This window comes from Vibrio sp. 1751 (genome assembly GCF_033339895.1).
Taxonomy (GTDB): Bacteria; Pseudomonadota; Gammaproteobacteria; order Enterobacterales; family Vibrionaceae; genus Vibrio; species Vibrio alginolyticus.
Genome location: NZ_JAWOVM010000042.1, coordinates 1 through 25,009, shown reverse-complemented (window position 1 = coordinate 25,009; position 25,009 = coordinate 1). Strand labels below are relative to the sequence as shown.

16 protein-coding genes are annotated in these 25,009 nt (G+C 46.1%); 11 read left to right on the top strand and 5 right to left on the bottom strand.

From position 1 onward, the window contains the following. Positions 1-187 precede the first annotated feature (187 nt). Positions 188-904, top strand: coding sequence for a two-component system response regulator ArcA (gene arcA / locus R7041_RS14070; protein WP_005381824.1), 717 nt, complete (start codon positions 188-190; stop codon positions 902-904). An 85-nt stretch (positions 905-989) separates the two neighbouring features. Here arcA and R7041_RS14065 read toward each other — a convergent pair whose 3' ends face one another. The 4 genes from R7041_RS14065 to R7041_RS14050 all read right to left on the bottom strand — a co-directional run bounded on the left by R7041_RS14065 (position 990) and on the right by R7041_RS14050 (position 6,773). Further along, on the bottom strand, positions 990-1,439 hold the full coding sequence (locus R7041_RS14065) for a hypothetical protein (RefSeq protein ID WP_005381825.1): 450 nt from the start codon (positions 1,437-1,439) through the stop codon (positions 990-992). A gap of 1 nt (position 1,440) precedes the next feature. Beyond that, positions 1,441-3,795, bottom strand: a complete 2,355-nt coding sequence (gene arcB / locus R7041_RS14060) for an aerobic respiration two-component sensor histidine kinase ArcB (protein WP_005381826.1) — start codon at positions 3,793-3,795, stop codon at positions 1,441-1,443. 237 nt (positions 3,796-4,032) lie between these two features. Next, positions 4,033-5,778 (bottom strand): GGDEF domain-containing protein, encoded by a 1,746-nt coding sequence (locus tag R7041_RS14055; protein ID WP_033906101.1) that lies wholly within the window; start codon positions 5,776-5,778, stop codon positions 4,033-4,035. A gap of 35 nt (positions 5,779-5,813) precedes the next feature. Continuing rightward, the gene (locus R7041_RS14050; RefSeq protein ID WP_017821472.1) at positions 5,814-6,773 is read right to left on the bottom strand and encodes a TIGR01212 family radical SAM protein; all 960 of its coding nucleotides are present in this window, start codon (positions 6,771-6,773) and stop codon (positions 5,814-5,816) included. A gap of 551 nt (positions 6,774-7,324) precedes the next feature. On the opposite strand from R7041_RS14050, the gene gltB (R7041_RS14045) reads away from it, so the two are divergent. The 10 genes from gltB (R7041_RS14045) to R7041_RS14000 all read left to right on the top strand — a co-directional run bounded on the left by gltB (R7041_RS14045) (position 7,325) and on the right by R7041_RS14000 (position 24,427). Then, on the top strand, positions 7,325-11,875 hold the full coding sequence (gene gltB, locus R7041_RS14045; RefSeq protein ID WP_206949596.1) for a glutamate synthase large subunit: 4,551 nt from the start codon (positions 7,325-7,327) through the stop codon (positions 11,873-11,875). Continuing rightward, positions 11,875-13,344, top strand: a complete 1,470-nt coding sequence (locus R7041_RS14040; RefSeq protein ID WP_017821474.1) for a glutamate synthase subunit beta — start codon at positions 11,875-11,877, stop codon at positions 13,342-13,344. Before gltB (R7041_RS14045) ends, R7041_RS14040 begins: the two co-directional genes overlap by 1 nt. 448 nt (positions 13,345-13,792) lie before the next feature. Continuing rightward, positions 13,793-18,256 (top strand): glutamate synthase large subunit, encoded by a 4,464-nt coding sequence (gltB, locus tag R7041_RS14035; protein ID WP_318114858.1) that lies wholly within the window; start codon positions 13,793-13,795, stop codon positions 18,254-18,256. Positions 18,257-18,276: 20 nt separating this feature from the next. Then, positions 18,277-19,689, top strand: a complete 1,413-nt coding sequence (locus R7041_RS14030; RefSeq protein ID WP_206949597.1) for an FAD-dependent oxidoreductase — start codon at positions 18,277-18,279, stop codon at positions 19,687-19,689. A gap of 91 nt (positions 19,690-19,780) precedes the next feature. Then, on the top strand, positions 19,781-20,209 hold the full coding sequence (locus R7041_RS14025; RefSeq protein ID WP_025768418.1) for a DUF1499 domain-containing protein: 429 nt from the start codon (positions 19,781-19,783) through the stop codon (positions 20,207-20,209). A 63-nt stretch (positions 20,210-20,272) separates the two neighbouring features. Next, positions 20,273-20,968: a 5'-methylthioadenosine/S-adenosylhomocysteine nucleosidase gene (gene mtnN, locus R7041_RS14020; protein ID WP_258512405.1), complete on the top strand. Its 696-nt coding sequence runs from the start codon at positions 20,273-20,275 to the stop codon at positions 20,966-20,968. An 11-nt stretch (positions 20,969-20,979) separates the two neighbouring features. Then, a complete protein-coding gene (locus tag R7041_RS14015; RefSeq protein WP_064368984.1) occupies positions 20,980-21,933 on the top strand; it encodes a cobalamin biosynthesis family protein in 954 nt (317 codons plus the stop codon). Then, positions 21,933-22,754 carry a vitamin B12 ABC transporter substrate-binding protein BtuF gene (gene btuF / locus R7041_RS14010; RefSeq protein WP_053350209.1) on the top strand — a complete coding sequence of 274 codons (822 nt, stop codon included), beginning with the start codon at positions 21,933-21,935 and terminating at the stop codon, positions 22,752-22,754. The genes R7041_RS14015 and btuF overlap by 1 nt, the downstream gene beginning before the upstream one ends. Positions 22,755-22,823: 69 nt before the next feature. Then, entirely contained in the window at positions 22,824-23,444 is a 621-nt protein-coding gene (locus R7041_RS14005) for a TRIC cation channel family protein (protein ID WP_005387377.1), read from the top strand. Positions 23,445-23,572: 128 nt separating this feature from the next. Then, positions 23,573-24,427 (top strand): LysR family transcriptional regulator, encoded by an 855-nt coding sequence (locus R7041_RS14000; RefSeq protein WP_064368983.1) that lies wholly within the window; start codon positions 23,573-23,575, stop codon positions 24,425-24,427. Here the strand turns inward: R7041_RS14000 and R7041_RS13995 are convergent. Continuing rightward, a partial coding sequence (locus R7041_RS13995) for a TSUP family transporter (protein ID WP_318128647.1) occupies positions 24,369-25,009 on the bottom strand: 641 nt, incomplete at its 5' end. The genes R7041_RS14000 and R7041_RS13995 overlap by 59 nt on opposite strands.

The following is a 25,009-nucleotide window of genomic DNA, read 5'->3' as shown; positions in this document are numbered from 1 at the left end:
GCCCTTTAGAATAAACGTCGCCATTGGATACTGGTGAGTTGGCAAAATTCCATGGAGGGCGGATAACTGAAAGAAGTGTTTTTTTGATCAACTTGATTTATTATCAAAATCACATTACCTGTATGTTATATTTTTGCCTAGAATTTATTCTATTAGCACAATTTTGTCACAAATTTAGGTACCGCCAATGCAAACCCCGCAGATTCTTATCGTTGAAGATGAGCAAGTAACTCGTAACACTCTTAAGAGTATTTTTGAAGCAGAGGGATACGCTGTTTTTGAAGCCAGTGACGGTGAAGAGATGCACCAAGTGTTGTCTGATAACTCAGTCAACTTGGTTATTATGGACATTAATCTTCCAGGCAAGAATGGCCTTCTACTAGCGCGTGAATTACGCGAGCAAGCGAACATTGCTTTAATGTTCCTGACAGGCCGTGACAATGAAGTAGACAAGATCCTAGGTCTTGAGATTGGTGCAGATGACTACATCACTAAACCATTCAACCCACGTGAACTAACTATTCGTGCACGTAACCTACTTAGTCGCTCAATGAGCTCTAACGCGGTGCAAGAAGAGAAGCGCTCGGTAGAAAAGTATGAATTCAACGGTTGGGTACTAGACATCAACAGCCGCTCTCTAGTAAGCCCTGCTGGTGATAGCTACAAGCTACCTCGCTCTGAGTTCCGCGCATTACTGCACTTCTGTGAGAACCCGGGTAAGATTCAAACTCGTGCAGATCTTCTTAAGAAGATGACTGGTCGTGAACTTAAGCCACACGACCGTACTGTAGACGTAACGATTCGTCGTATCCGTAAGCACTTTGAGTCTGTTTCAGGTACGCCAGAAATCATCGCCACTATCCACGGCGAAGGTTACCGCTTCTGTGGCGATCTAGAAGACTAGATTTAACCGCTAATATGCAAAGGGCTTGCTCATTGAGCAAGCCCTTTTTGTTTTAGGTCTAACGACTAATGCAACATCATTGCGGTTAATAAACCTTGTTAATCTTCACGTACTTTTCGACTAACCAACGCTGTTTACCCGCATCGTCTAGAAGCACTGCGATATCAACCGATTTTTCTGTGTTCACATCAATGTGAGACGAGAACGCCACCTCCCATCGGCTTTCACTGTGCGTTCGAGTATCTAAAGACGCACTGTCCACCAACCACTCTTTTTGCCCCTGTTTAATAATAAGAGCTTCTGCCGTTAGATTTGCAGGAAGTAACTGATCTCCTTCGAGGTAAAGTGCACCTTGAATACTTTGCTCTTCCACGTCCCCAATATTCGGCATGAGGTTCACCCATAAATTACTTTTGAGCTCAACATTAACCTCATTAATCGTAATCTGACTGTTTTGTTGCCAATTCACATTTGGAACGGAACTACAGCCTGCCATCAATGCCATGGCTAATGCCAATGGTGCGATTCTTTTCATGTTATTTCCTTTGTTCCAACCAACTTTTGAGGACTTGAATATCGTTTTGGTATTCATTTTTGATCTCTTCAACCCAGTCTGAAATGTTTTCCCACCATGCTGGCATATCGGGCGATTGCGCTTTTTGCGCCACACTTTGGATACGTTTCAGGCCAATTGAACCTGCAGCACCTTTGATTTTATGCGCTTCAGAAACAATCCCATCTTGATCTTTCGCTGTCATGTTCGAATCTAAGACATCGATATAGTCTGGCATCATATCTTCAAACATTTTTATGCTGTCGTAGACAGGTTTTGCACCAACAATGTCGACGTAAGACTCTAACATATCCATATCGAGCAAATGTGTCTCAATCACAGGAGAAGGCACTGGCTCTTCCACTGTTTCGGGACCGCTCACCACTTCCTTAGGTTGTTCTAACTGGTGAGCGAAGAATTTATCAATCACTGACTGAATAGCATTCACTGCCAGCGGCTTACTGATCGCATCATCCATGCCGTTATCTAAGTATTCACGACGATCTTTCATTACATTAGCAGTTAAGGCGACCAATGGAGGAAGATTGTTATAATGCTTGCGGTAATAATTGGCGACATCAAAGCCCGTCATATCAGGCAGTTGGATATCCAACAACGCTAAGTCGTATTTTTCTGGCACAAAGTTCACTAACGCTTCTTGGCCCGTCATTGCCACGGTGACAGAGTGCCCTAGGCTCTCTAGTAACGATTTAGCCACAGTTACGTTAAGCTCGATGTCTTCGACCATAAATATGTTGAGGCGCACATTGTCGCGCTTCGCATCAATGACTGGCTCAGCTAGTTCAACAATCGGAACGTGGATCGATACAGTAAAAGTGCTACCAAAGCCTTCCTCACTGGTAACCGTAATGTCACCATCCATCATATTGATCAGTTGCTTAGATACCGCCAAACCAATACCTGTACCGACCGCATGCAGGTTGTCCTTGCCTGATTTCACTTGGTAGTACATCGCAAAGATCTTATCTAGCTCTTCGTCTGGGATACCAATACCTGTGTCTTCCACTTCCATAATAATGGTCGCAAAATCGTCTTCGACATCCGCGCTCACTGTCATCACAACGCCACCTTCCTTGGTGAACTTCATTGCGTTGCTGACCAAGTTCCAAATCACCTGACGTAGACGGGTTGCATCCACTTCAATTGCTTTTGGCAAGTCGCTTAAACGTTCTAAGTCAAAGCGTAACCCTTTTTGTTCCGCCATCAGAGCTGAGATACTCTCAATCTCTGCGACGAAGTCTTCGAAGTTAAGTGGCGCAGGTAATAGTTCTAACTTACGGCGATCAAATTTATCCATATCGATAATATCGTTGAAGATGTTACCTAGAGTAATCGCACTCACATTGATGGTCTGCATGTGTTTACGCTGCTCTTCTGTCAACGGACTATCTAGAAGCATACGACTTAAGCCTACAATGCCATTCAGCGGCGTTCGCAGCTCATGACTGATGGTTGAGATGAAGGTAGTTTTGTCGCGGCTTGCTTTCTCTAACGACTCTTCATGGCGCTTACGTTCAGTGATATCACGACCGAACCCAACGAGACCAAGGTGGCGGCCATCTTTGCTGTAAAATGGCACTTTACGCAGCTCAAAGTAATGCTTGCGACCATCTGGGTATTCGAGCCATTGCTCGTAAGTAATCGCTTGATTATCGGCAAAAACCTTTTGGTCAGTATCAACGATATGCTCGGCGATTTCTTTGCTATACACATCCCAAGGGCTTAATCCGACTAACTGGTGCTCTTTCTTGCCCGTTAGCTCTTCCATCGCGCGGTTACAGCCAGAGAAAACACCATCCGCATTGCGGTAGTAAATTAAGTCTGGTGAGGCATCAATAAATGAACGCAGTAATGCGGTACGTTCTGCCAACTCTAATTGAGTACGTTCGCGTTGGAACACCTCGTTTTCGAGGTCTTGCATCGCCTCTTCACGTGCTTCTTCCGCTTTAATACGCTCTTCAATTTCTTGGTTAAGCTTTTCAATGTTTTGTTGAAGTTGGTAATTCAACTCTTGATCTCGCGAACGCATGTCCTTCAGTTTGGACACCAGCTTAGTTAAACGCTGGCGAGACTCTTCTAGTTGATCGACAACCACAGAGAGGAAGTAAACCGCCCAAGGGGTGATCAATAGACCAAAAAACACCGAACGGACAATGTCGATATCATCTACTCGCCCTTTGAGAGCTAAAGTAATCCCTACCTGCACCACAACAGCTAATGCCACCAGCGCAAGGGCTAGCAAAATAGAGAAGCGAACAATCCCCAGTTTGACTAGCAAGTCGACATAATACTGGGCGAGATTTTTCATGGGTTTCATTAACTACTCCATGGTGGTGGCTAGATAGCGCCATTCGATGATGAAAAACAGGTAAATGCACTCGACCTAACGCAATTTAGGTCTGTTTGATTAGTGAAAAACACACGGTGCGATCTACGCTTGTGACACGAGATAGAAAGATAAACCAACGAGCGCACAGGCTTGTGTAAGTTTAACGTGTTTAATACGGTGATTTAAACAATCAGCTATCAACTTAGAGCAAGCGGTCACAAAGCGTTAGCAAGAACTGGGGTGAATACAGGTGCGATTACGTCCATCAGCTTTAGCTTGGTATAACGCACTGTCAGCCATAGCGATGCCCATTTCGGGTTCATCACCATGCTGAGGAATGTAAGAGACCAGACCGATACTGACGGTAAGGCGTTCAGATGCTTCTGAACTGTCGTGTTCCATATCAAGCTGTAGAATTTTCTCATGAATACGCTGCGCTACGTTGCGCGCACCTTCCGTGGTGGTATTCGGCAATATAAAACCAAACTCCTCGCCACCATAACGCGCAACACAATCCGAAGAACGATTGATGACTTGTGTAAACACGGTAGCGACACTGACTAACGCTTCATCACCTTGTTGGTGACCGTAACAGTCGTTGTAATCTTTGAAAAAGTCGATGTCACATAACATGATGGTGAGCGGCAGCTTTTCTCGAGCGTGGTGGTACCACAATACCTGCAGCTGTTCGTCGAAACGGCGTCGGTTCGATACTTGAGTTAAGCTATCCATAAAGCTCAATTTTTCTAACTCTAGGTTGGCTTTTTCCAACTTTTGTTCTGCAAGATAACGCTCAGAAATATCACGCGCCATGATCAGCACACCATTCGTTCCTGATGCTTTATCTTTAAAAGGCGATTTCACCACATCAAACCACGTACTTTTACCATCACTACTCACGACTTTATCTATGTATCGAACTGGCTCTAACTGGCGTAATGCTTCTAAGTCACTGTCTGCTAAGCGCGCGTACATCTCTTTAGGAATCACGTCTTGGAGGCGCTTACCTATCAAATCAGAAATTTTTGAAATGCCTAACGCCTTAACAAAAGGCTGATTACACGCTTGATAGACCATGTTCTCATTGAAAATACCAATAGAGTCCGGACTGGCATCCAGAATCGTTTGTAAGATAGTATCTCTTTGCGCTAGCGCCACCTCTGTATCTTTGCGACGCTCCATTTCATCTCGCAGATTCTGTTGCATCTTGTGCCATTCAGTCACGTCATGACTAATAGACAGCGTACCGATAAGCTCACCACTCGGCGAAACAAGAGAGTTTTGATTGACTTCCAATAAGCAACTTCGACCTTGTGGATCCGTTGTCCATTTACGTTCGCTTTTTCTGGTCATCTCACCCAAGGTCTTGGATGCGCAAGCTTCTTCCCTTCGCCCTTGCCAGAATTGATCAAATGCTCGATTGGTCGTTAACAGATTGCCTTGGCGGTCTTGGGTACAAATCAGCTCTGAAAGTGAGTCTAATGCCGAACGTGCGATGATTAATTGTGCAAGTTCTTGTTGCTGCTCTTGGTGAGTGGCTTGATATGGCTGAGCATAAAGAATCCAAACTCGATGATTGCGCAATAAACTCTTTCTGCCTGACAGCTCCACTTTAATAGATTCACTATCAGATAGTCGCCAGTCAAAAGCCTGCTGACGAAAATGACGACTAGAGAAGCGATCGAGAAACTGCTCAAGCTCATGAATATCGAATAAAGCAGGATACAAATACCCCGTTCCCAAAGAGCGAATGCCTAATAACTGCATCGCAGCCTGGTTAGATAGCAAGAGCTGAGCATGGCTAGTGTCCACCACTATGACTGGATAGGGAGAATCCGTTACTAGTTGCTTAAGTGACGTCTGAAAGTGCAAATAGATCAGTGCTAACGCGCACACGCCTGCGATTAACAACAAGACGACATAGCCATAACCGCCTTGACCACCCCAAAGCCAATTGAGTAACTGATCCATCGTTTAAACCTTCAAAGAACACTGGTTAAAATATATCAGTTATTTATTGAGCGATCTGCTATTAATTCCGGTTTAGTATAGATAAAGGTATTCCCCGTAAGACTCCCTTGAGCACCATGAGCACTGAGATCTCGACCAATTTCCGTCATCGCTAGCCAACGGTTTTCACACCACAGAGGCGATAATAACGTGGGCCTCCTAGCTGCTGATGAAACGCGATGATAAATCACATCTGGTGGTGTCATACGAATCATTTCACTGGCGATCGCAACATATTCTTCTAATTCAGGGGCTTCTAGCTTTCCAGCACGCCAAGCTTTCGCCATGGTGCTACCTTCGACAATATGCAAGCCATGTAACTTGATGCCATCCGTTCCCACGGTCAACACTTTTTGCAGCGTTTCAATATTTTCGGCGCGGGTTTCTTTGGGTAAACCCACAATTAAGTGAGTACAAACCTTGATTCCAAGTGTTCGCGCACGCTTAGTGATTTCGGCATAACACTCAAAGTCATGACCACGATTGATACGTTTTAGGGTGTCATTGTTGGCGGTTTGAAGACCTAGTTCTAGCCAAATTTCATAACCTTGCTGTACATAGCCCGACAGTAAATCCAATACCGCATCAGGGACGCAATCAGGACGCGTCCCCACACAAAGACCAACCATGTCTGCAGCCTTTAGTGCTTCCTCATACATGTTTTTGAGAACTTGTACTTCTGCATAGGTACTGGTGTAGGCCTGAAAATAAGCGAGATACTTCTTCGCTCTGTGAATTTCACCTGCGCGATCTTTTAACTGTTCGTGAATGCTTTTTATCTGGACTTCTTCATCTGCAAACGAAGCCACATTGCAAAATGTACATCCTCCCCGCCCAATCGTGCCATCGCGGTTAGGGCAACTAAATCCACCGTGCAATGTTAACTTATGAACCTTTTCACCGTATCGACGCTGAAGATCTTGGCCGATTGTATTGACCAACTCATGTAACTGCATAAATTCTCACCAACAATAAATCGTAATCAATCTCACTACGATCTGTGTAAATAAATTACATCCCTGCAAGAAAAAACACACAATATTAATCAATTCAAACACCCATCATGCGGGTCAAAATCAATAAACTTGCATAATTAAAGGCAAAAATCGTTCATGTTGCGTAAATGTTAAACTAAAAATGCATAATTAAACGAAAAAATTGGGTCACAACGCCGAGTTTTTCATTGCATTCTGAAGTGACAAAATTGTAGGATACTTACACAACCCCGTTATTTTTGTGACTTTTATTACAAAGCACACTGCGGGATTTGTCGGTGTTATCCCACTCCTACCTATATAAATCACTAGATAGTGATAATAAATAAAGGGATACCACCAAGGATTGTTTTTCTCGCAAAACTTTTCCTGCGAGATACGGAAAGGAATCAAGACCGGTCAACCTAGATCGGTGGCGATAATAAATATAAAGGACAAGACGTAATCAATAGTCTAGGTAGTATTTGCTGCCCGGTACTTTTGCGTCGACATTGAACTGGAAGGATGTATCTATGGTAGATAGAGAGCAAAATCCACAGGGTCTGTACACTCCGGAACTGGAGCATGACGCTTGTGGTATCGGTTTTGTTGCTCACCTTAAAAACCGTAAATCTCATGAAGTAGTGACTCAAGCATTGGATATGCTGGCTCGCATGGAACACCGTGGTGGTCAAGGTTGTGACCCATGCAGCGGTGACGGTGCGGGTATCTTGTTGCAAAAACCTCATGAATTCCTATTAGAAGAGGCCGTTAAACTAGGCATTAAACTGCCTTCGTTTGAAAAGTATGGCGTTGGTGTCGTTCTTTTCCCAAAAGACGAATACAAACGCGAACAATGCCGTGACATTTTAGAGCGTAATGCCAAACGCTTAGATCTCGAAGTCATCGGCTACCGCGTATTACCAACCGACAACTCCATGATTGGTGCCGATCCTCTAAGCACAGAGCCTCAATTTGAGCACGTGTTTATCTCCGGCGGCCCTGGCATCACGCCTGAAGAGCTAGAACGCAAACTTTACGTACTTCGTAATTACACCGTACGCGTTTGCCTAGAAAGCGTTTCGAACATTGGTGACGACTTCTACATTAACTCCATGTCTTACAAGACATTAGTGTACAAAGGTCAGTTAACGACTGAGCAAGTACCTCAGTACTTCCTCGATCTGCAAAACCCGACCATGGTGACTGCACTGGCACTGGTACACTCTCGTTTCTCTACCAACACCTTCCCGAAATGGCGTCTTGCACAGCCTTTCCGTTACATTGCCCACAACGGCGAAATCAATACAGTTCGCGGTAACTTGAACTGGATGAAAGCCCGTGAAGCAATCCTAGAATCAGACCTGTTCACTCAGGCTGAAATCGACATGCTTCTTCCAATCTGTCAGGAAGGCAGCTCGGATTCATCTAACTTTGACATGGCACTTGAGCTCCTAGTTCTGTCTGGTCGCAGCCTGCCACACGCATTGATGATGATGATTCCTGAAGCATGGCAAGAAAACAAAAACATGGATCCTAAACGTCGCGCGTTCTATCAGTACCATGCGAACATCATGGAACCATGGGATGGCCCGGCTTCCGTATGTTTTACTGATGGTGTTCAAGTTGGTGCGACACTAGACCGTAACGGTTTGCGCCCTTCTCGCTACACAGTGACCAAAGATAACTTCCTAGTGATGGCATCTGAATCTGGTGTTGTGGATATTGAACCAGAGAACGTAGAGTTCCGTGGTCGTCTACAACCGGGTCGTATCTTCGTTGCAGACCTAGAGCAAGGTCGCATCATCTCCGATGAAGAAGTGAAAGACACCATCGCAACGGCACAGCCTTACGAGAAATGGGTAGAAGAAAACCTACTGAGCTTGAAGAAGCTGCCAGATGCGAGCAACCAGTTCAGCCAACCTAAGCCAGAACACCTTCTACACCGCCAACAAGCGTTTGGCGTAAGCACTGAAGAAGTGAACGAAATCATCGTTCCAATGGCGAATGACGCGAAAGAGCCATTATCAGCAATGGGTGCCGACTGGCCTCTTGCGGTTCTATCTCATCAGTCTCAACATCTTTCTAACTACTTCAAGCAGCTGTTCGCACAGGTAACCAACCCACCGATCGACCCGATCCGTGAGCGTATGGTTATGTCGCTGAACACTTACTTGGGTAAAGACCAAAACCTTCTGACTGAAACACCACTTCACTGTCAGAAAGTCGAATTAGAATCGCCGGTTCTGGCGAACTCAGAGCTTGAAAAACTACGTGCGATCGATAACGAGCACCTACAAGCGAAAACGTTGGATATCGTATTCCAAGCTAGTGAAGATCAAGGCAAACTTGAGCGTGCATTAAAACGTATCTGCCAATACGCAGAAGACGCGGTTATCGATGGTTACTCAATCATCCTACTCACTGACCGCGCAGTGAATTCAAACCACGCGGCGATCCCAGCAATGCTGGCAGTTGGCGCAGTGCACCACCACTTGATCCGTAAAGGTCTACGTGCGAAGTGTGACATCGTGGTTGAAACTGGTGACGCGCGTGAAACGCACCACTTTGCAACGCTACTTGGTTACGGTGCGAATGCGGTTAACCCTTACCTAGTGATTGAAACCATCATTGAACTTCAACGTACGAAGAAGTTGGATCCAGAAGCGAACCCTCGTGATCTGTTCAACAACTACCGTAAAGCGATCAATGGCGGTCTTCTGAAGATCTTCTCGAAGATGGGTATCTCAACGCTACAGTCGTACCATGGTGCGCAAATCTTCGAAGCCTTGGGCATCCATAAATCCGTGGTAGACAAATACTTCACAGGTACAGTTTCTCGTATCCAAGGTCTAACCCTTGATGATATCGCCAAAGAAGTGCTGATCCGTCACCGCATCGGTTACCCACAACGCGAAATCCCAATTCAAATGCTGGATGTTGGTGGTGTTTACCAATGGAAACAGCGTGGTGAGAAGCACCTATTCAACCCAGAAACCATTTCTCTACTGCAAGAGTCTACGCGCAACAAGAACTACGATCAGTTCAAGCAGTACGCGACAGCCGTAGATAAACAAGGTGACAACGCAGTAACTCTGCGTAGCCAGCTAGAATTCATTAAGAACCCAGCAGGTTCTATCTCTATCGACGAAGTCGAACCAATTGAAAGCATCGTGAAACGCTTCGCGACGGGCGCTATGTCATTCGGTTCTATTTCTTACGAAGCACACTCCACACTGGCAGTTGCGATGAACCGTCTTGGCGCGAAATCGAACTCTGGTGAAGGTGGTGAAGACCCAATGCGTTTCGAGCGCAAAGAGAACGGCGATTGGGAACGCTCTGCAATCAAGCAGGTGGCTTCAGGTCGTTTCGGCGTAACCTCTTACTACCTAACTAACGCTGAAGAGCTACAAATCAAAATGGCTCAAGGTGCGAAGCCAGGTGAAGGTGGTCAGCTACCAGGCGATAAAGTAGATGACTGGATCGGTGCAACGCGTCACTCGACTCCGGGCGTTGGCCTTATCTCTCCACCACCACACCACGATATCTACTCAATCGAAGATTTGGCTCAGCTTATCTACGACTTGAAGAACGCGAACCGCGCAGGCCGTGTAAACGTGAAGCTGGTATCAGAAGCAGGCGTAGGTACGATCGCTTCTGGTGTCGCGAAAGCGAAAGCGGACGTTGTACTAATCGCAGGTTTCGACGGCGGTACAGGTGCATCCCCAATGTCTTCAATCCGCCATACAGGTCTTCCTTGGGAACTTGGCTTGGCAGAAACGCACCAAACGCTACTGAAGAACGGTCTACGTAACCGTATCGTGGTTCAAGCGGATGGTCAGATGAAGACACCTCGCGACCTTGCAGTGGCAACACTACTTGGTGCAGAAGAATGGGGCGTAGCAACCGCAGCATTAGTGGTTGAAGGTTGTATCATGATGCGTAAGTGTCATAAGAACACTTGTCCTGTTGGTATCGCGACTCAGAACAAGACGCTTCGCGAGCGCTTTGATGGTCGCGTTGAAGACGTCGTAACCTTCTTCCAATACATGGCACAAGGTCTACGTGAAATCATGGCTGAACTTGGCTTCCGCACTATCGATGAAATGGTCGGTCAAGGTCAGAAGCTGAAGATTCGCCAAGACATTTCTCACTGGAAATACAAGAACCTAGATCTGTCTCCTGTTCTCCACGTTGAGCAACCACGTGAAGCTGATGGTGTATTCAACCAAGCTCAGCAGAATCACAACCTAGAAGAAGTGCTAGACCGTAAGCTGATTAAAGCGGCAATTCCTTCACTAGAGAAAGGCGAAGCGGTGAATGCCGAGTTCCCTATCGTTAACACGGACCGCTCTGCAGGTACCATGCTGTCGAACGAAATCTCGAAAGTGTACAAAGATGCAGGTCTACCTAAGCCAATGAACGTGAAGTTCAAAGGTTCTGCGGGTCAGTCATTCGGTGCATTCCTAGCTAAGGGCGTGAAGTTCGAAGTGGAAGGCGACGCGAACGACTACTGGGGTAAAGGCTTATCTGGCGGTACCTTAGTACTTTATCCAGATGCGAAATCAAGCATTGTCGCGGAAGACAACATCGTGGTTGGTAACGTGTGTTTCTACGGTGCAACTTCGGGTGAGTCTTTCATTCGCGGTATGGCTGGTGAACGTTTCTGTGTTCGTAACTCAGGTGCGAAAGTAGTAGTAGAAGGCGTCGGTGACCACGGTTGTGAATACATGACTGGCGGTGCAGCAATTATCCTTGGTTCAACAGGTCGTAACTTTGCCGCTGGTATGAGTGGCGGCGTGGCTTACGTATGGGATAAATCAGGTGACTTTGAGTCAAAACTGAACCCAGAGCTAGTAGACCTAGACCCAATCGAGCAAGAAGACAGAGATCTATTACTCGACATGCTAACTAAGCATGTTCAATTCACAGGAAGTGAAGTCGCTCAGTCTTTCCTAGACAACTTTGAAGCAAGCCTAGCCTCTATGGTTAAGGTAATGCCGCGTGACTACAAAGCGGTTCTTCAAAAGCGTAAAGCTGAAGCACAGTCTCAAGGAAACGAAACTCAAGTGGAGGCCGTATAATGGGTAAGCCTACTGGATTTTTAGAGCATGGTCGTGAACTACCACAGAAGATCGACCCAGCTGAACGCATCAAGAACAACAAAGAGTTCGTTCTGAACGAGGAGTTTGGTGACAAGATCAATACTCAGGCTTCTCGTTGTATGGATTGTGGTGTGCCGTTTTGTCATAACGGCTGCCCTATCGGTAACATCATCCCAGAGTTTAACGATGCGGTTTATCGTGATAGCTGGGAAGAAGCATGGAACATTCTAAGCTCAACCAATAACTTCCCAGAGTTTACTGGTCGTGTTTGCCCTGCTCCGTGTGAAAGTGCTTGTGTACTTGGCATCAACCAAGACCCAATCACTATCTGTAATATCGAGAAAACCATCGTAGAAACAGCGTATCGTGAAGGGTACGCCAAACCAAAAACACCACGTTCTCGCACTGGTAAAACCGTTGCGATCATCGGTTCGGGCCCAGCTGGCCTTGCGGCTGCTGAGCAGCTAAACAGCGCTGGTCATACTGTAACAGTATTCGAGCGAGACGAGAAAGTAGGCGGTCTGCTACGTTTTGGTATCCCAGATTTCAAACTGGGTATGGACGTGATTGATCGTAAGATCAACCTGATGGCAGAAGCGGGTATTGAATTCAAAGTTAACCAACATGTTGGTGTTGATGTGAATGCTCAGCAGCTGCGTCAAGAGTTCGATGTGGTTCTACTGACTGGTGGTTCAACCGTTCCTCGTGATTTGCCCGTTCCGGGTCGTGAACTAAAAGGCGTTCACTTCGCGATGGAATTCCTAGGTCAAAATAACCGCCGTGCCAACGACATGGATCTTAAGGGTGAAGAACTTCACGCCGCGGGTAAACACGTTGTCGTTATCGGTGGTGGTGATACGGGTTCTGACTGTGTAGGTACATCAAACCGCCACGGTGCAGCAAGCATCACTCAGGTTGAAATCATGCCGATTCCACCAGAGAAACGTCCTGCCAATATGCCATGGCCACAGTACCCGATGATCCTACGTACTTCGACGTCTCATGAAGAAGGCGTTGATCGTCACTGGAATATCCTAACCAAAGAGTTCATCGGCAATGACAAAGGTGAAGTTACCGGTCTTCGTTTAGCTGATATCGTTTGGCAAGATGCGAAACCAGGCGAGCGTCCAAGCTTCAAAGAAGTAGAAGGCAGCGAGCGTGTGATTCCATGTGATATGGCATTTCTAGCGATGGGATTCCTACACCCTGAACCAACAGGCGTACTTGCTCAACTGGATATCGCACTAGACGATCGCGGTAACGTAGCAACTCAAGATTTTGCTACTAACCAAGAAGGCGTATTTGCTGCTGGTGATATGCGAACAGGCCAATCTTTGGTGGTTCGTTGTATCAATGAAGGCCGCGAATGTGCCCGTGCTATCGATGATTACCTAATGGGTGGCACAAACCTAGAAGCAAAAGCAGATTCACTGATGCTTTCTGCTTAACGAAGCAGTCATGCTTCTCTCTTTCAATTGCCTAATAGCCATCAGCAATATCGATGGCTATCGGTGAAGAAAGAAAACAATTCCTTCCAATCTTTCTATTTTGACCAGCATTTTATGCTGGTCTTTTTTATCTCCCACAGAATCAAATGTTACTTTTTTGTAACAATCAATTTTCTATCTATTTGAAATTATTAAACTATTTTAGCTTATTAAATGGTAAATCGTATATTCACGTGATGATCCACTAATAACTTGACCTTTTTTACAATAAGCTATAGCTTGTGAAGTTGATGAAAATAAAACACTCAAAAAATGTTAAATATTTCACAACTTTTACTGAATAATTATACATAAAGCTATAAAGATGACGCATGGTTAGTCATCGATATCAACGTAAGCAGTGTTGATATATCTGTCGGGATGACGGATAAGCAAAGGGAGAATTGCAATGGCTCTTTATGATCCAAGTCTTGAGAAAGACAACTGTGGATTTGGCTTGATCGCGCATATGGAAGGCGAACAAAGCCACAAGCTGGTACGTACAGCAATTTCTGCACTTGACCGCATGACTCACCGTGGTGGTATCGCCGCCGATGGTAAAACTGGTGATGGTTGTGGTCTTCTATTACAAAAGCCCGATTCCTATTTACGTCTTATTGCCGAAGAAAATGGTTTCAACCTTGGCAAGCAATACGCCGTAGGGATGATTTTCTTCAACCAAGATCCAGTCAAAGCTCAACTCGCTAAAGACATCGTCAACAAAGAACTGGCGCAAGAGACGCTAACTGTGGCTGGTTGGCGTGAAGTACCCACTAATTCAGAAGTACTCGGTCCAATTGCGGCCAACTCGCTTCCAAATATTCAGCAAGTCTTTGTCTCTGCACCGGCAGGTTGGCGCGAACGCGACATTGAACGTCGTCTCTACATCGCACGCCGTCGCATCGAGAAACAAATCACCGAAGATCCGGATTTCTACATCTGTAGCTTATCGACTCAAGTTTTGGTGTACAAAGGCCTATGCATGCCTGCGGACTTACCGCGCTTTTATCTTGATCTTGCCGATCTACGTATGGAATCTGCTATCTGTCTGTTCCACCAGCGTTTTTCTACCAACACTCAACCGCGTTGGCCATTAGCTCAACCGTTCCGCTACCTTGCTCATAATGGTGAGATCAATACCATTGAAGGTAACCGACAATGGGCACGCGCTCGTGCTTACAAGTTCTCGTCACCACTGCTGCCTGACCTACAAACTGCAGCACCGTTTGTGAACGAGACAGGCTCAGACTCGTCTAGCTTAGATAATATGCTAGATCTCTTTTTAGCTGGCGGCATGGATATCTTCAGTGCCATGCGTATGCTTGTGCCGCCAGCATGGCAAAACCACCCTGACATGGATCCGGATTTGCGTGCGTTTTACGATTTCAACTCCAAACACATGGAACCATGGGATGGTCCAGCAGGTATCGTACTATCCGATGGTCGTTATGCTGCTTGTAACCTAGACCGAAACGGTCTGCGTCCAGCTCGTTATGTAATTACCAAAGACAAGTTGATCACTCTGGCATCTGAGGTAGGGATTTGGAATTACGCCCCAGATGAAGTTGCCAAAAAAGGTCGTGTAGGTCCGGGGGAATTGCTCGTCATCGACACTCGTAAAGGTAAGCTTTGGCAATCTAGCGAGATCGATAATGATCTGAAATCTCGTCACCCTTATCGCGAATGGATGGAGAACAACGTTCGCAAACTAACACCGTTCTCTCAACTGCCTGAAGATCAAGTAGGTGAGCGTAGCTTTGATGAAGACTTGCTTAAGACTTATCAAAAGCAGTTTGCCATGAGCAATGAAGAAGTCGATCAAGTATTGCGTGTCCTCGGTGATATGGGGCAAGAAGCCGTCGGTTCGATGGGTGATGACACCCCGATGGCGGTTCTTTCTTCGAAAGAGCGCTTGGTGACTGATTACTTCCGTCAGAAGTTCGCGCAGGTCACCAACCCACCAATCGATCCGCTGCGTGAGAAACACGTCATGTCGCTGGCGACCAGCATCGGCCAGGAGATGAACGTCTTCTGTGAAACCGATGGCCACGCGCATCGTGTAACCTTTGATTCTCCAGTACTGCTCTATTCAGACATGCAGCAACTACTAGAGCTGAGTGACGATCATTACCGTAATACCATTCTCGATATCAACTACGACCCACAACAAAAAGATCTTAAACAAGCCATTAATGATCTGTGTGAGCAAGCAGAGCAAGTCGTTCGTGAAGGCACGGTTTTAGTGGTGCTTTCGGACAGAGCCTTGGTCAAAGGTAAGTTGCCAATTCCGGCAGCAATGGCAGTCGGCGCCGTTCAAACTCGTCTGATTGACGCGAACTTGCGTTGCGATGCCAACATTGTTGTCGAAACCGCAACAGCCCGTGATCCACACCAATTTGCCGTCTTGCTTGGTTTTGGTGCCACTGCGGTTTACCCATACCTTGCTTATGAAGCGTTAGGTAAACTGATTGATGATAAAGCACTAGAGAAAGACTACCGCGATGTGATGCAAAACTACCAATACGGCATCAACAAAGGCCTGTACAAGATCATGTCGAAAATGGGGATCTCAACCATCGCCTCTTACCGCTGCTCACAACTGTTTGAAGCAGTTGGCTTGAGCCAAAATGTGGTCGATCTGTGTTTTAAAGGCGTCACAACTCGAATTGAAGGCGCGAATTTTGACGACTTCCAGCAAGATCTTACAAACTTATCTCGTAAAGCATGGGCGAAGCGCAAATCGATTGATCATGGCGGCTTGTTAAAGTACGTCCATGGAGGTGAGTATCATGCTTACAACCCCGATGTTGTCGGCACGCTGCAACAGGCCGTTAAATCTGGCGAAAGTAACGACTATCAGAGCTTTGCTAAGCAGGTAAACCAACGCCCTGTTGCCATGCTGCGTGACTTAATGTCGCTGAAAAAATCAGACTCACCGCTGCCACTTGAGCAAATAGAACCACGCACTGAACTGTTCAAACGCTTTGACTCAGCGGCAATGTCCATTGGCGCACTTAGCCCAGAAGCGCATGAAGCACTTGCAACGGCGATGAACCGTCTTGGTGGTTACTCTAACTCGGGTGAAGGCGGTGAAGATCCTCGCCGCTTCGGTACTGAGCGTAACTCACGTATCAAACAGATTGCTTCTGGCCGATTTGGTGTAACGCCTCATTACCTGACTAATGCGGATGTACTGCAAATCAAGGTGGCACAAGGTGCGAAACCGGGTGAAGGTGGACAGCTACCAGGACACAAAGTCACCGCAGAAATCGCAAAACTGCGTTATTCGGTACAAGGCGTGACTCTGATCTCCCCTCCTCCGCATCACGATATCTATTCGATTGAAGATTTGGCCCAGCTGATCTTCGACCTTAAACAAGTCAACCCGAATGCGCTGGTTTCGGTAAAACTCGTCTCCGAGCCAGGTGTCGGCACCATCGCAACGGGTGTAGCCAAGGCTTACGCTGATCTTATTACCATTTCGGGTTACGACGGTGGTACCGCAGCAAGCCCATTAACTTCGGTAAAATACGCTGGTAGCCCTTGGGAGTTGGGGTTGGCAGAGACACAACAAGCACTGGTTGCTAATGGTCTGCGTCATAAGATCCGCTTACAGGTAGACGGTGGTCTAAAGACTGGTTTAGACGTAGTTAAAGCCGCAATTTTAGGTGCAGAAAGCTTCGGTTTTGGTACTGCGCCAATGGTCGCTATGGGTTGTAAGTTCCTACGAATTTGTCACCTCAACAACTGTGCAACTGGGGTTGCGACTCAAGACGAGACACTGCGTAAAGAATACTTCAAAGGTCTACCAGAAATGGTGATGAATTACTTCATCGGCTTGGCAGACGAAGTGCGCGGATTACTCGCCGAACTTGGCGTTGAAAAGCTGACGGACTTGATTGGTCGTACCGATTTACTTGAGGCAGTAGAGGGATTTACAGCGAAACAGACCAAGCTGGATCTATCCAATATTCTAGAAGCTCCAGTATCACCTGAGGGCCATCCGCTATTTTGGACAGAGCCAAACAAACCGTTTGATAAAGCTGAGCTCAACCAAAAGATCGTTGATGATGCAATGCATGCGGTCGAAAACAGTCAATCGGCAAGTTTCTTCTACAATGTCATCAACACTGATCGATCTGTTGGTGCACGCTTATCTGGCGAAATAGCAAAACGCTATGGCAACCAAGGGTTAGCGGCTTCCCCTATCAAAATCTATCTTGACGGCACCGCAGGTCAGTCCTTTGGTGTTTGGAACGCAGGTGGTGTAGAGCTTTACCTCACGGGCGATGCGAACGACTACGTGGGCAAAGGCATGGCGGGTGGTAAAGTGGTTATCAAACCTCACCTTGGCACTGCATTTAAGTGTAATGAAGCAACCATCATTGGTAACACCTGTCTGTACGGCGCGACCGGCGGTAAACTATTTGCAGCCGGTAAAGCAGGTGAGCGTTTCGGCGTACGAAACTCAGGTACGATAGCCGTCATTGAAGGTGCTGGCGATAACGCTTGTGAGTACATGACTGGCGGTATTGTTGCCATTCTTGGTGCGACAGGTGTGAACTTTGGCGCGGGTATGACTGGAGGCTTTGCCTATGTTCTGGATGAGAACCAAAGCTTTGAAGGTCGAGTTAATACTGAGTCTGTCGAAGCCATCTCATTGTCCGATCTTTACATCCACCAAGAACATTTGCGTGGCCTAATTGCGGAACACCTTGAAGAAACAGGGTCGAGTCATGCTGAAAATATTTTGGCGAACTTTGATGAATGGATTCCAAAGTTTTATTTGGTGAAACCACAAGCGGCAGATCTTCGCACGCTACTTGGTCACCAGAGCCGCAGTGCCGCAGAGCTGCGTGTTCAAGCACAGTAATCATGGAGGATGTTTGAATCATGAGCCAGAACGTTTATCAATTTATCGATGTGCAGCGTGTAGATCCTGCGAAAAAGCCTATAAAAGTTCGTAAGATCGAGTTCGTTGAAATCTATGAATCGTTCACTAAACAACAGGCGACTGCACAAGCGGATCGCTGCTTAGATTGTGGCAACCCATATTGTGAATGGAAATGCCCAGTCCACAACTACATCCCTCAATGGTTAAAACTTGCCAATGAAGGTCGTATTCTTGAAGCGGTTGAACTATCGCATCAAACCAATAGCCTACCGGAAGTATGTGGGCGCGTTTGTCCTCAAGACCGCCTATGTGAAGGTTCATGCACGCTTAATGATGACTTTGGTGCCGTCACCATCGGTAACATAGAAAAGTACATTACCGACAAAGCGTTTGAAATGGGCTGGAAGCCAGATATGTCCAAGGTGGAGTGGACCGATAAAAAGGTTGCAATCATTGGAGCTGGCCCAGCTGGCTTGGCTGCAGCGGATATCCTAGTGCGCAATGGCGTTAAGCCAGTCGTGTTTGACCGCTACCCTGAAATTGGAGGCCTTCTGACCTTCGGTATTCCTTCCTTCAAGCTTGAAAAAGGCGTGATGGAAAACCGCCGCCGTGTGTTCACTGAAATGGGCGTCGAGTTCCGCATGAACATGGAAGTAGGCAAAGATGTCCAAATGCAAGAGCTGCTTGATGAATACGATGCTGTTTTCTTGGGCGTTGGCACCTATAAATACATGCGTGCAGGTCTAGATAATGAAGATGCGCCGGGTGTGTATGACGCGCTGCCATTTTTAGTTTCGAACACCTACAAAGTCATGGATCTTGAGAGTAACCAACCCTTTATCGATATGGCAGGAAAGAAAGTCGTCGTACTGGGTGGTGGTGATACAGCAATGGACTGCGTTCGTACCTCAATTCGCCAAGGTGCCTCCAACGTAGTTTGTGCTTATCGTCGTGATGAGGCCAACATGCCAGGCTCTCGTCGCGAGGTAAAAAACGCAAAGGAAGAAGGCGTGAAGTTCATGTTCAACCTTCAGCCTTTGGGAGTGGAAGTGGATGCGTCAGGCAAAGTATCGGGGGTCAAAGTGGTGAAAACCGCACTTGGTGAACCTGATGAAGCAGGTCGCCGACGTCCAGAGCCCGTTGAAGGCAGCGAGCACGTTCTACCAGCAGACGTTGTTATCATGGCGTTTGGTTTCCAGCCGCACAAAATGGACTGGTTAGCACCGTTTGATGTCGATTTGGATCAATGGGGTCGTATCAAAGCCCCTGCTAAGCAAGAGTTCCAATTCCAGACCAGCAACGAAAAGATCTTCGCGGGTGGCGATGCGGTACGAGGTTCTGATCTTGTTGTAACCGCTATTGATGAAGGACGAAAAGCGGCAGAAGGCATTCTCGATTACCTCGAAGTTTAATCTCAGCTAACCTCACAAAAAGGGTCCTGTTATTGGATCCTTTTTCTTTTGTATCCATATAATTAGAAACAAAATTATAAGAGTAAATACAATGAAAAAAGCCGCTCTCCTTTCCATTACTTTGCTCGGCTTAACCGCTTGTAGCCAAGGAGTCACAACCATGACGGATCGTTCTCAATCACCTTGTGGTGACAAACCAAACTGCGTCTCCACCCAAGACACGCGAGAAAAATACAACCTAACGCCATTTATCTTAGTTGATTCAGCGAACATCGACGCTATTGAGCAAGTTGCGCTTGAACTGCCAGGCGCGAAAACCGCGGTGAAAGAAAGCAACTACCTTCGTATCGAGTGCACATCTAAAATCATGCGCTTCGTGGATGACCTCGAACTAAAAATAGCAGGAGACCAACTGATTGTGCGCTCGGAATCTCGTGTGGGCTACTCTGACTTTGGCGTAAACAGAAAGCGCGCCGATCAATTACGAGAAAAGCTCACTCAAGCGAAGCTCATCAAATAGAAAACTGCCAACGGGGAGTGCTATACTCTCGGCCAACTAAAATATTTACTTAAAGAGAGTGTTATGAAAGTTGGTATCATCGGTGCGATGGAACAAGAAGTGACCATCCTGAAGCAAGCAATTACAAACTGCAAAACTGTAAATAAAGCAGGTTGTACGTTTTTCTCTGGTCAAATTAACGATGTTGAAGTCGTCGTACTACAATCGGGCATCGGTAAAGTTGCAGCGGCAGTGGGCACGACAATCCTTATTGATGAATACCAACCAGACGTTGTGATTAACACAGGCTCTGCTGGCGGTTTCGATTCAAGCTTAAACCTTGGCGATGTAGTTATCTCTACAGAAGTTCGTCATCACGATGCAGACGTAACCGCTTTTGGTTATGAAATTGGCCAAATGGCCGGTCAACCAGCTGCATTCAAAGCGGATGACAAGCTAATGGACTTAGCCGAAAAAGCCCTAGCACAAATGGAAAACACTCATGCGGTTCGCGGCCTAATTTGTACTGGCGATGCGTTTGTTTGTACTGCTGAGCGTCAAGAGTTTATTCGTAAACACTTTCCGTCTGTTATCGCTGTAGAAATGGAAGCATCTGCTATCGCTCAAACTTGTCACCAATTCAACACACCGTTTGTTGTTGTGCGTGCAATCTCTGATGTCGCTGATAAAGAATCACCAATGAGCTTTGATGAGTTTCTACCTCTAGCAGCAAAAAGCTCTTCCGAAATGGTATTCAAAATGCTGGAACTCATTAAGTAAACGACTCATTCATGGAAGAAGTTTTTCAGTCATTTTATGCCAACGGTGCGCTCCTTATAATGTGGGGCGCACTGCTCTTGCACCTTCTAGTGCCAATCCCCCATTCAGCGCACCCCATCACTTTATGGCGAAAGTTAGCAGAACAGCTAGCCAACAAAGTGAACAATAATCACAATTACTCACAGAGTGTAATCTCAGGCAGTCTTGCACTAGGCTTGATGCTGTTTCCTTGTTTGATATTACTGATTGCAGTAAAGCCATTTGTTTGGCAAATCCCTTTATATGAACTGGTTCTATTGATCCTTGCGCTAGACTGGCGCAACAGCGAAACGTTAACGAAACAGCTCGTAACTAGTATGTCTTCGGAAGACAAAGCTCAGTGTCGAGCATTACTGAGACCATATCTTAATCGCGATACTGGTAGCCTCTCGATCGTTGGCATAGGTAAAGCTGGCTCAGAAACCCTGATTATGGGATACAGCCGCAACGTGATCGGCGTACTATTTTGGTACGCACTAACAGGTGGTATTGGTGCGCTAATGTATCGACTCACAACAGAGTTAGCGCGAGTGTGGTCCCCTAGCCGACGCCAATATTTGCCCTTTGGTAAACCTGTGATTCAACTGGTTGCTACTCTGGATATTATTCCACTTCGTCTCTTTGCCATACTTTTAGCTGCCGGAAAGAATACAAGTAATGTGCTCTCTGGAATACAACAGCAAGCGAAGTCTTGGCCCTTACCAGGACCTAGCTGGGTGTTATGTACTATCGGACACAAACTACAACTGTCTTTATGCGGCCCTGCTATCTATCAAGGTGTGCGTGCAGAGCGCGCAAAAATCGGTGGGCGCATTGCGCCATCGGCTATTCACCTTTCACAAATACATACGCTGCTCGTTTGGCGCGTCCTGGCTTGGATCGCAATCCAAAGTTTGCTTTTAGGAATAATTTATCAAGGATTATGATGAATAAATTATGCTTCGCATTAACGCTGTTTGTTTCGACAGCGACCTTCGCTCAACCCGCTCAACGCATTATAAGTTTAGCTCCACATGCCACCGAAATTGCCTTTGCAGCAGGGCTAGGAGACCAGCTTGTTGCTGTCAGCGAAATGAGCGATTATCCAGAACAGGCAAAGCAGCTAGAAAGAGTCTCAAATTATCAAGGAATTAAATTAGAGCGCATTATTGCTCTTCAACCGGACTTAGTGATTGCTTGGCCAGCCGGAAACCCCGCTAAAGAGTTGGAGAAAATTAAACAGTTCGGTATTCCTATCTATTACTCCACTACAGGTTCATTAGAAGATATCGCCAATAATATCGAGCAACTCAGCCAATACAGCGAAACTCCACAAGTAGGAAAAAAGGCCGCTGAAGATTTTAGAACGCAGCTGAGTACACTAAAAGAACAGTACAACACGAACGAGAAAGTTAGTTACTTTTATCAGTTGAGTGAAAAGCCTATCATCACTGTCGCCGGAAAGAACTGGCCAAGTGAAGTCTTTACTTTTTGCGGTGGTGAGAACATTTTCGCCGCATCTAGCGCGCCTTATCCTCAAGTTAGCATCGAGCAAGTCATTACTCGCCAGCCAGAGGTTATTTTTACTTCTCGTCACGCAATGAGTAACGATGGTATGTGGGCTGAGTGGAGTAATGAGCTTCTTGCTCTTAAAAACAAACACATCTGGTCCCTAAACTCTGATTGGATTAACCGTCCGACACCACGCACATTGAACGCGATCAAGGAAGTGTGTGAGCACTTTAAAAGCGTTCGTCAAAAACGCTAACGATTTCGTGGCAAATACCGTACAATTTCCGCCCATTTTTTCTCACACTATTTAAAGGTACTAAGTAACATGGACTCCATGCTGCTTTATATGATCGATTTGTTCGGTACCGCTGTTTTCGCTATCTCTGGCGTATTACTGGCTGGCCGTTTAAAAATGGATCCATTCGGCGTTATCGTACTCGGCAGTGTGACTGCTATAGGTGGCGGAACAATCCGAGACATGGCGCTTGGTGCCACTCCCGTATTTTGGATAACAGATACGACTTACTTATGGGTGATATTTGTTACGTGTCTACTAACCATGCTTGTTATTCGAAGACCCAAGCGACTCTCATGGTGGGTATTACCCGTTTGTGATGCCATCGGTCTCGCTGTGTTTGTGGGAATAGGAGTAGAAAAGGCACTCGCCTACAATGCATCCGGGATGGTCGCGGTGATAATGGGGGTTATTACTGGCTGTGGCGGTGGCATTATACGAGACGTGCTGGCTCGCGAAGTTCCTATGGTATTAAGAAGTGAAGTCTATGCTACGGCATGTATTATTGGCGGCATCTTCCATACGATGGCGGTAAACATGGGTTATGACCACTCAACGGCTTTACTCGCTGGTGTAATCTCAACGCTCATTATACGTCTCGGTGCGATTCGTTGGCATCTATCCCTGCCAACTTTCGCCATTAACCGTTAAACACCAACAACATCACTCATCATGGAGTCGACCAAGTGTCGGCTCCTCTCATTTATGCTCATTTGATTCGCCAATTCTTGGGCAATTCGCTAAATTATCTCAACCATTCCTAACTTTCATTAATCATTATGTTGCTTGAAGGTATTGAAACGTTACTTGTCCTCAGTAAAGAAAAAACCATGAGCCGCACGGGCAGTCAACTCTATATTAGTCAATCTGCCGTGAGTAAACGTATTTCAAATCTAGAGAAGAAGTTAGGAAAAAAATTAATAGAGCCAAATGGTCGGCACATAAAGCTGACCTCCGATGGCCTTGCGCTCATCAACACGATCGAGCCAACGTTCAATGAGTTAAGAGGAAAAATCTACGATCAACAACAAATAGAAGATACTTCTTTGATCAAGATAGACTGCTCTGAAACCTTAGTCGCTGGATACCTCAGTATGATCATGGCAGAACACTTTGCCCATGATCAGTACATACGAATATCGACCAATCATACGCCACGCATTATTGAGAATGTGAAATCAGGCAAAGCAACATTGGGATTTTGTGCTGGCTATCTACCACCTCATCATGGATTAATGAGCCTTCACCTCGCCGATGAACCTTTCTCAATTGTCAGTCGACATTCACTTTCACAACTACCTAAAGCTATTTTGACCAATGACCTAACTAACCCTGCCAACACATATCAACAAGCTATTTTATCCAAACACGGAATCGAACCTTTGATGGAAATGGATTCGTATACTGCGGCAGCACAACTGGCTTTGGGAGGTATGGCTCCCGCTTTAATCCCTAAATCTATCCTAACGACACTTAATATCACATCTAAGTTCTGCTATGACTTTGAAGAGCTAGATCAGTTAGTTCGACCAATACATATCTGCTTACGTCACAGCACATATCGTAGCGAACGAGTTAAAGCACTGACAGAATCCATTGCTGATGTTGTTGCCAAAGAAGTTTCGTTGCCATGAGCATCGACATTACTATAACTAGAGGACGAATCCATTTTTGCCCTTTACTTACCACGACCTTCGCCCCTAACTGAGCACCAAGAAAACCGCCAACAGCCATAGTTAAGCCAAGCTTCCACACTGGCAACCCAGCTAAGATAAAAAAGAGTAGTGCCGCTATGTTTGACGTGAAATTGAGGATTTTGGTTCTAGCTGTGGCTTCGACCAAAGAAAAGTGACCTAGTGCAACAAAACAAACAGTAAAAATAGATCCAGTCCCAGGGCCAAAAAAGCCATCATAGAAGCCGATCCCACCACCAATGCATAGCGCAAACATCGCTTCAGATAACTTTGGTTCTCCATCGATTTTTCGCGTACTTGGCGCGAGTAAAAAATAGAGGGAAATGGCTATCAAAAGAACAGGGATCAAACTGGTGAGTACGCTAGCATCAATAAACTGCACAGCCTCGGCACCGATTGCAGCACCTATAAAAGTGCAGAGTATCGCAAAACGCATTTCCTTTAAGCTGACAATACCGTTACGCACGAAATACCAGCTAGCAGAGAAACTGCCAAACGAACTTTGTAACTTATTGGTTGCTA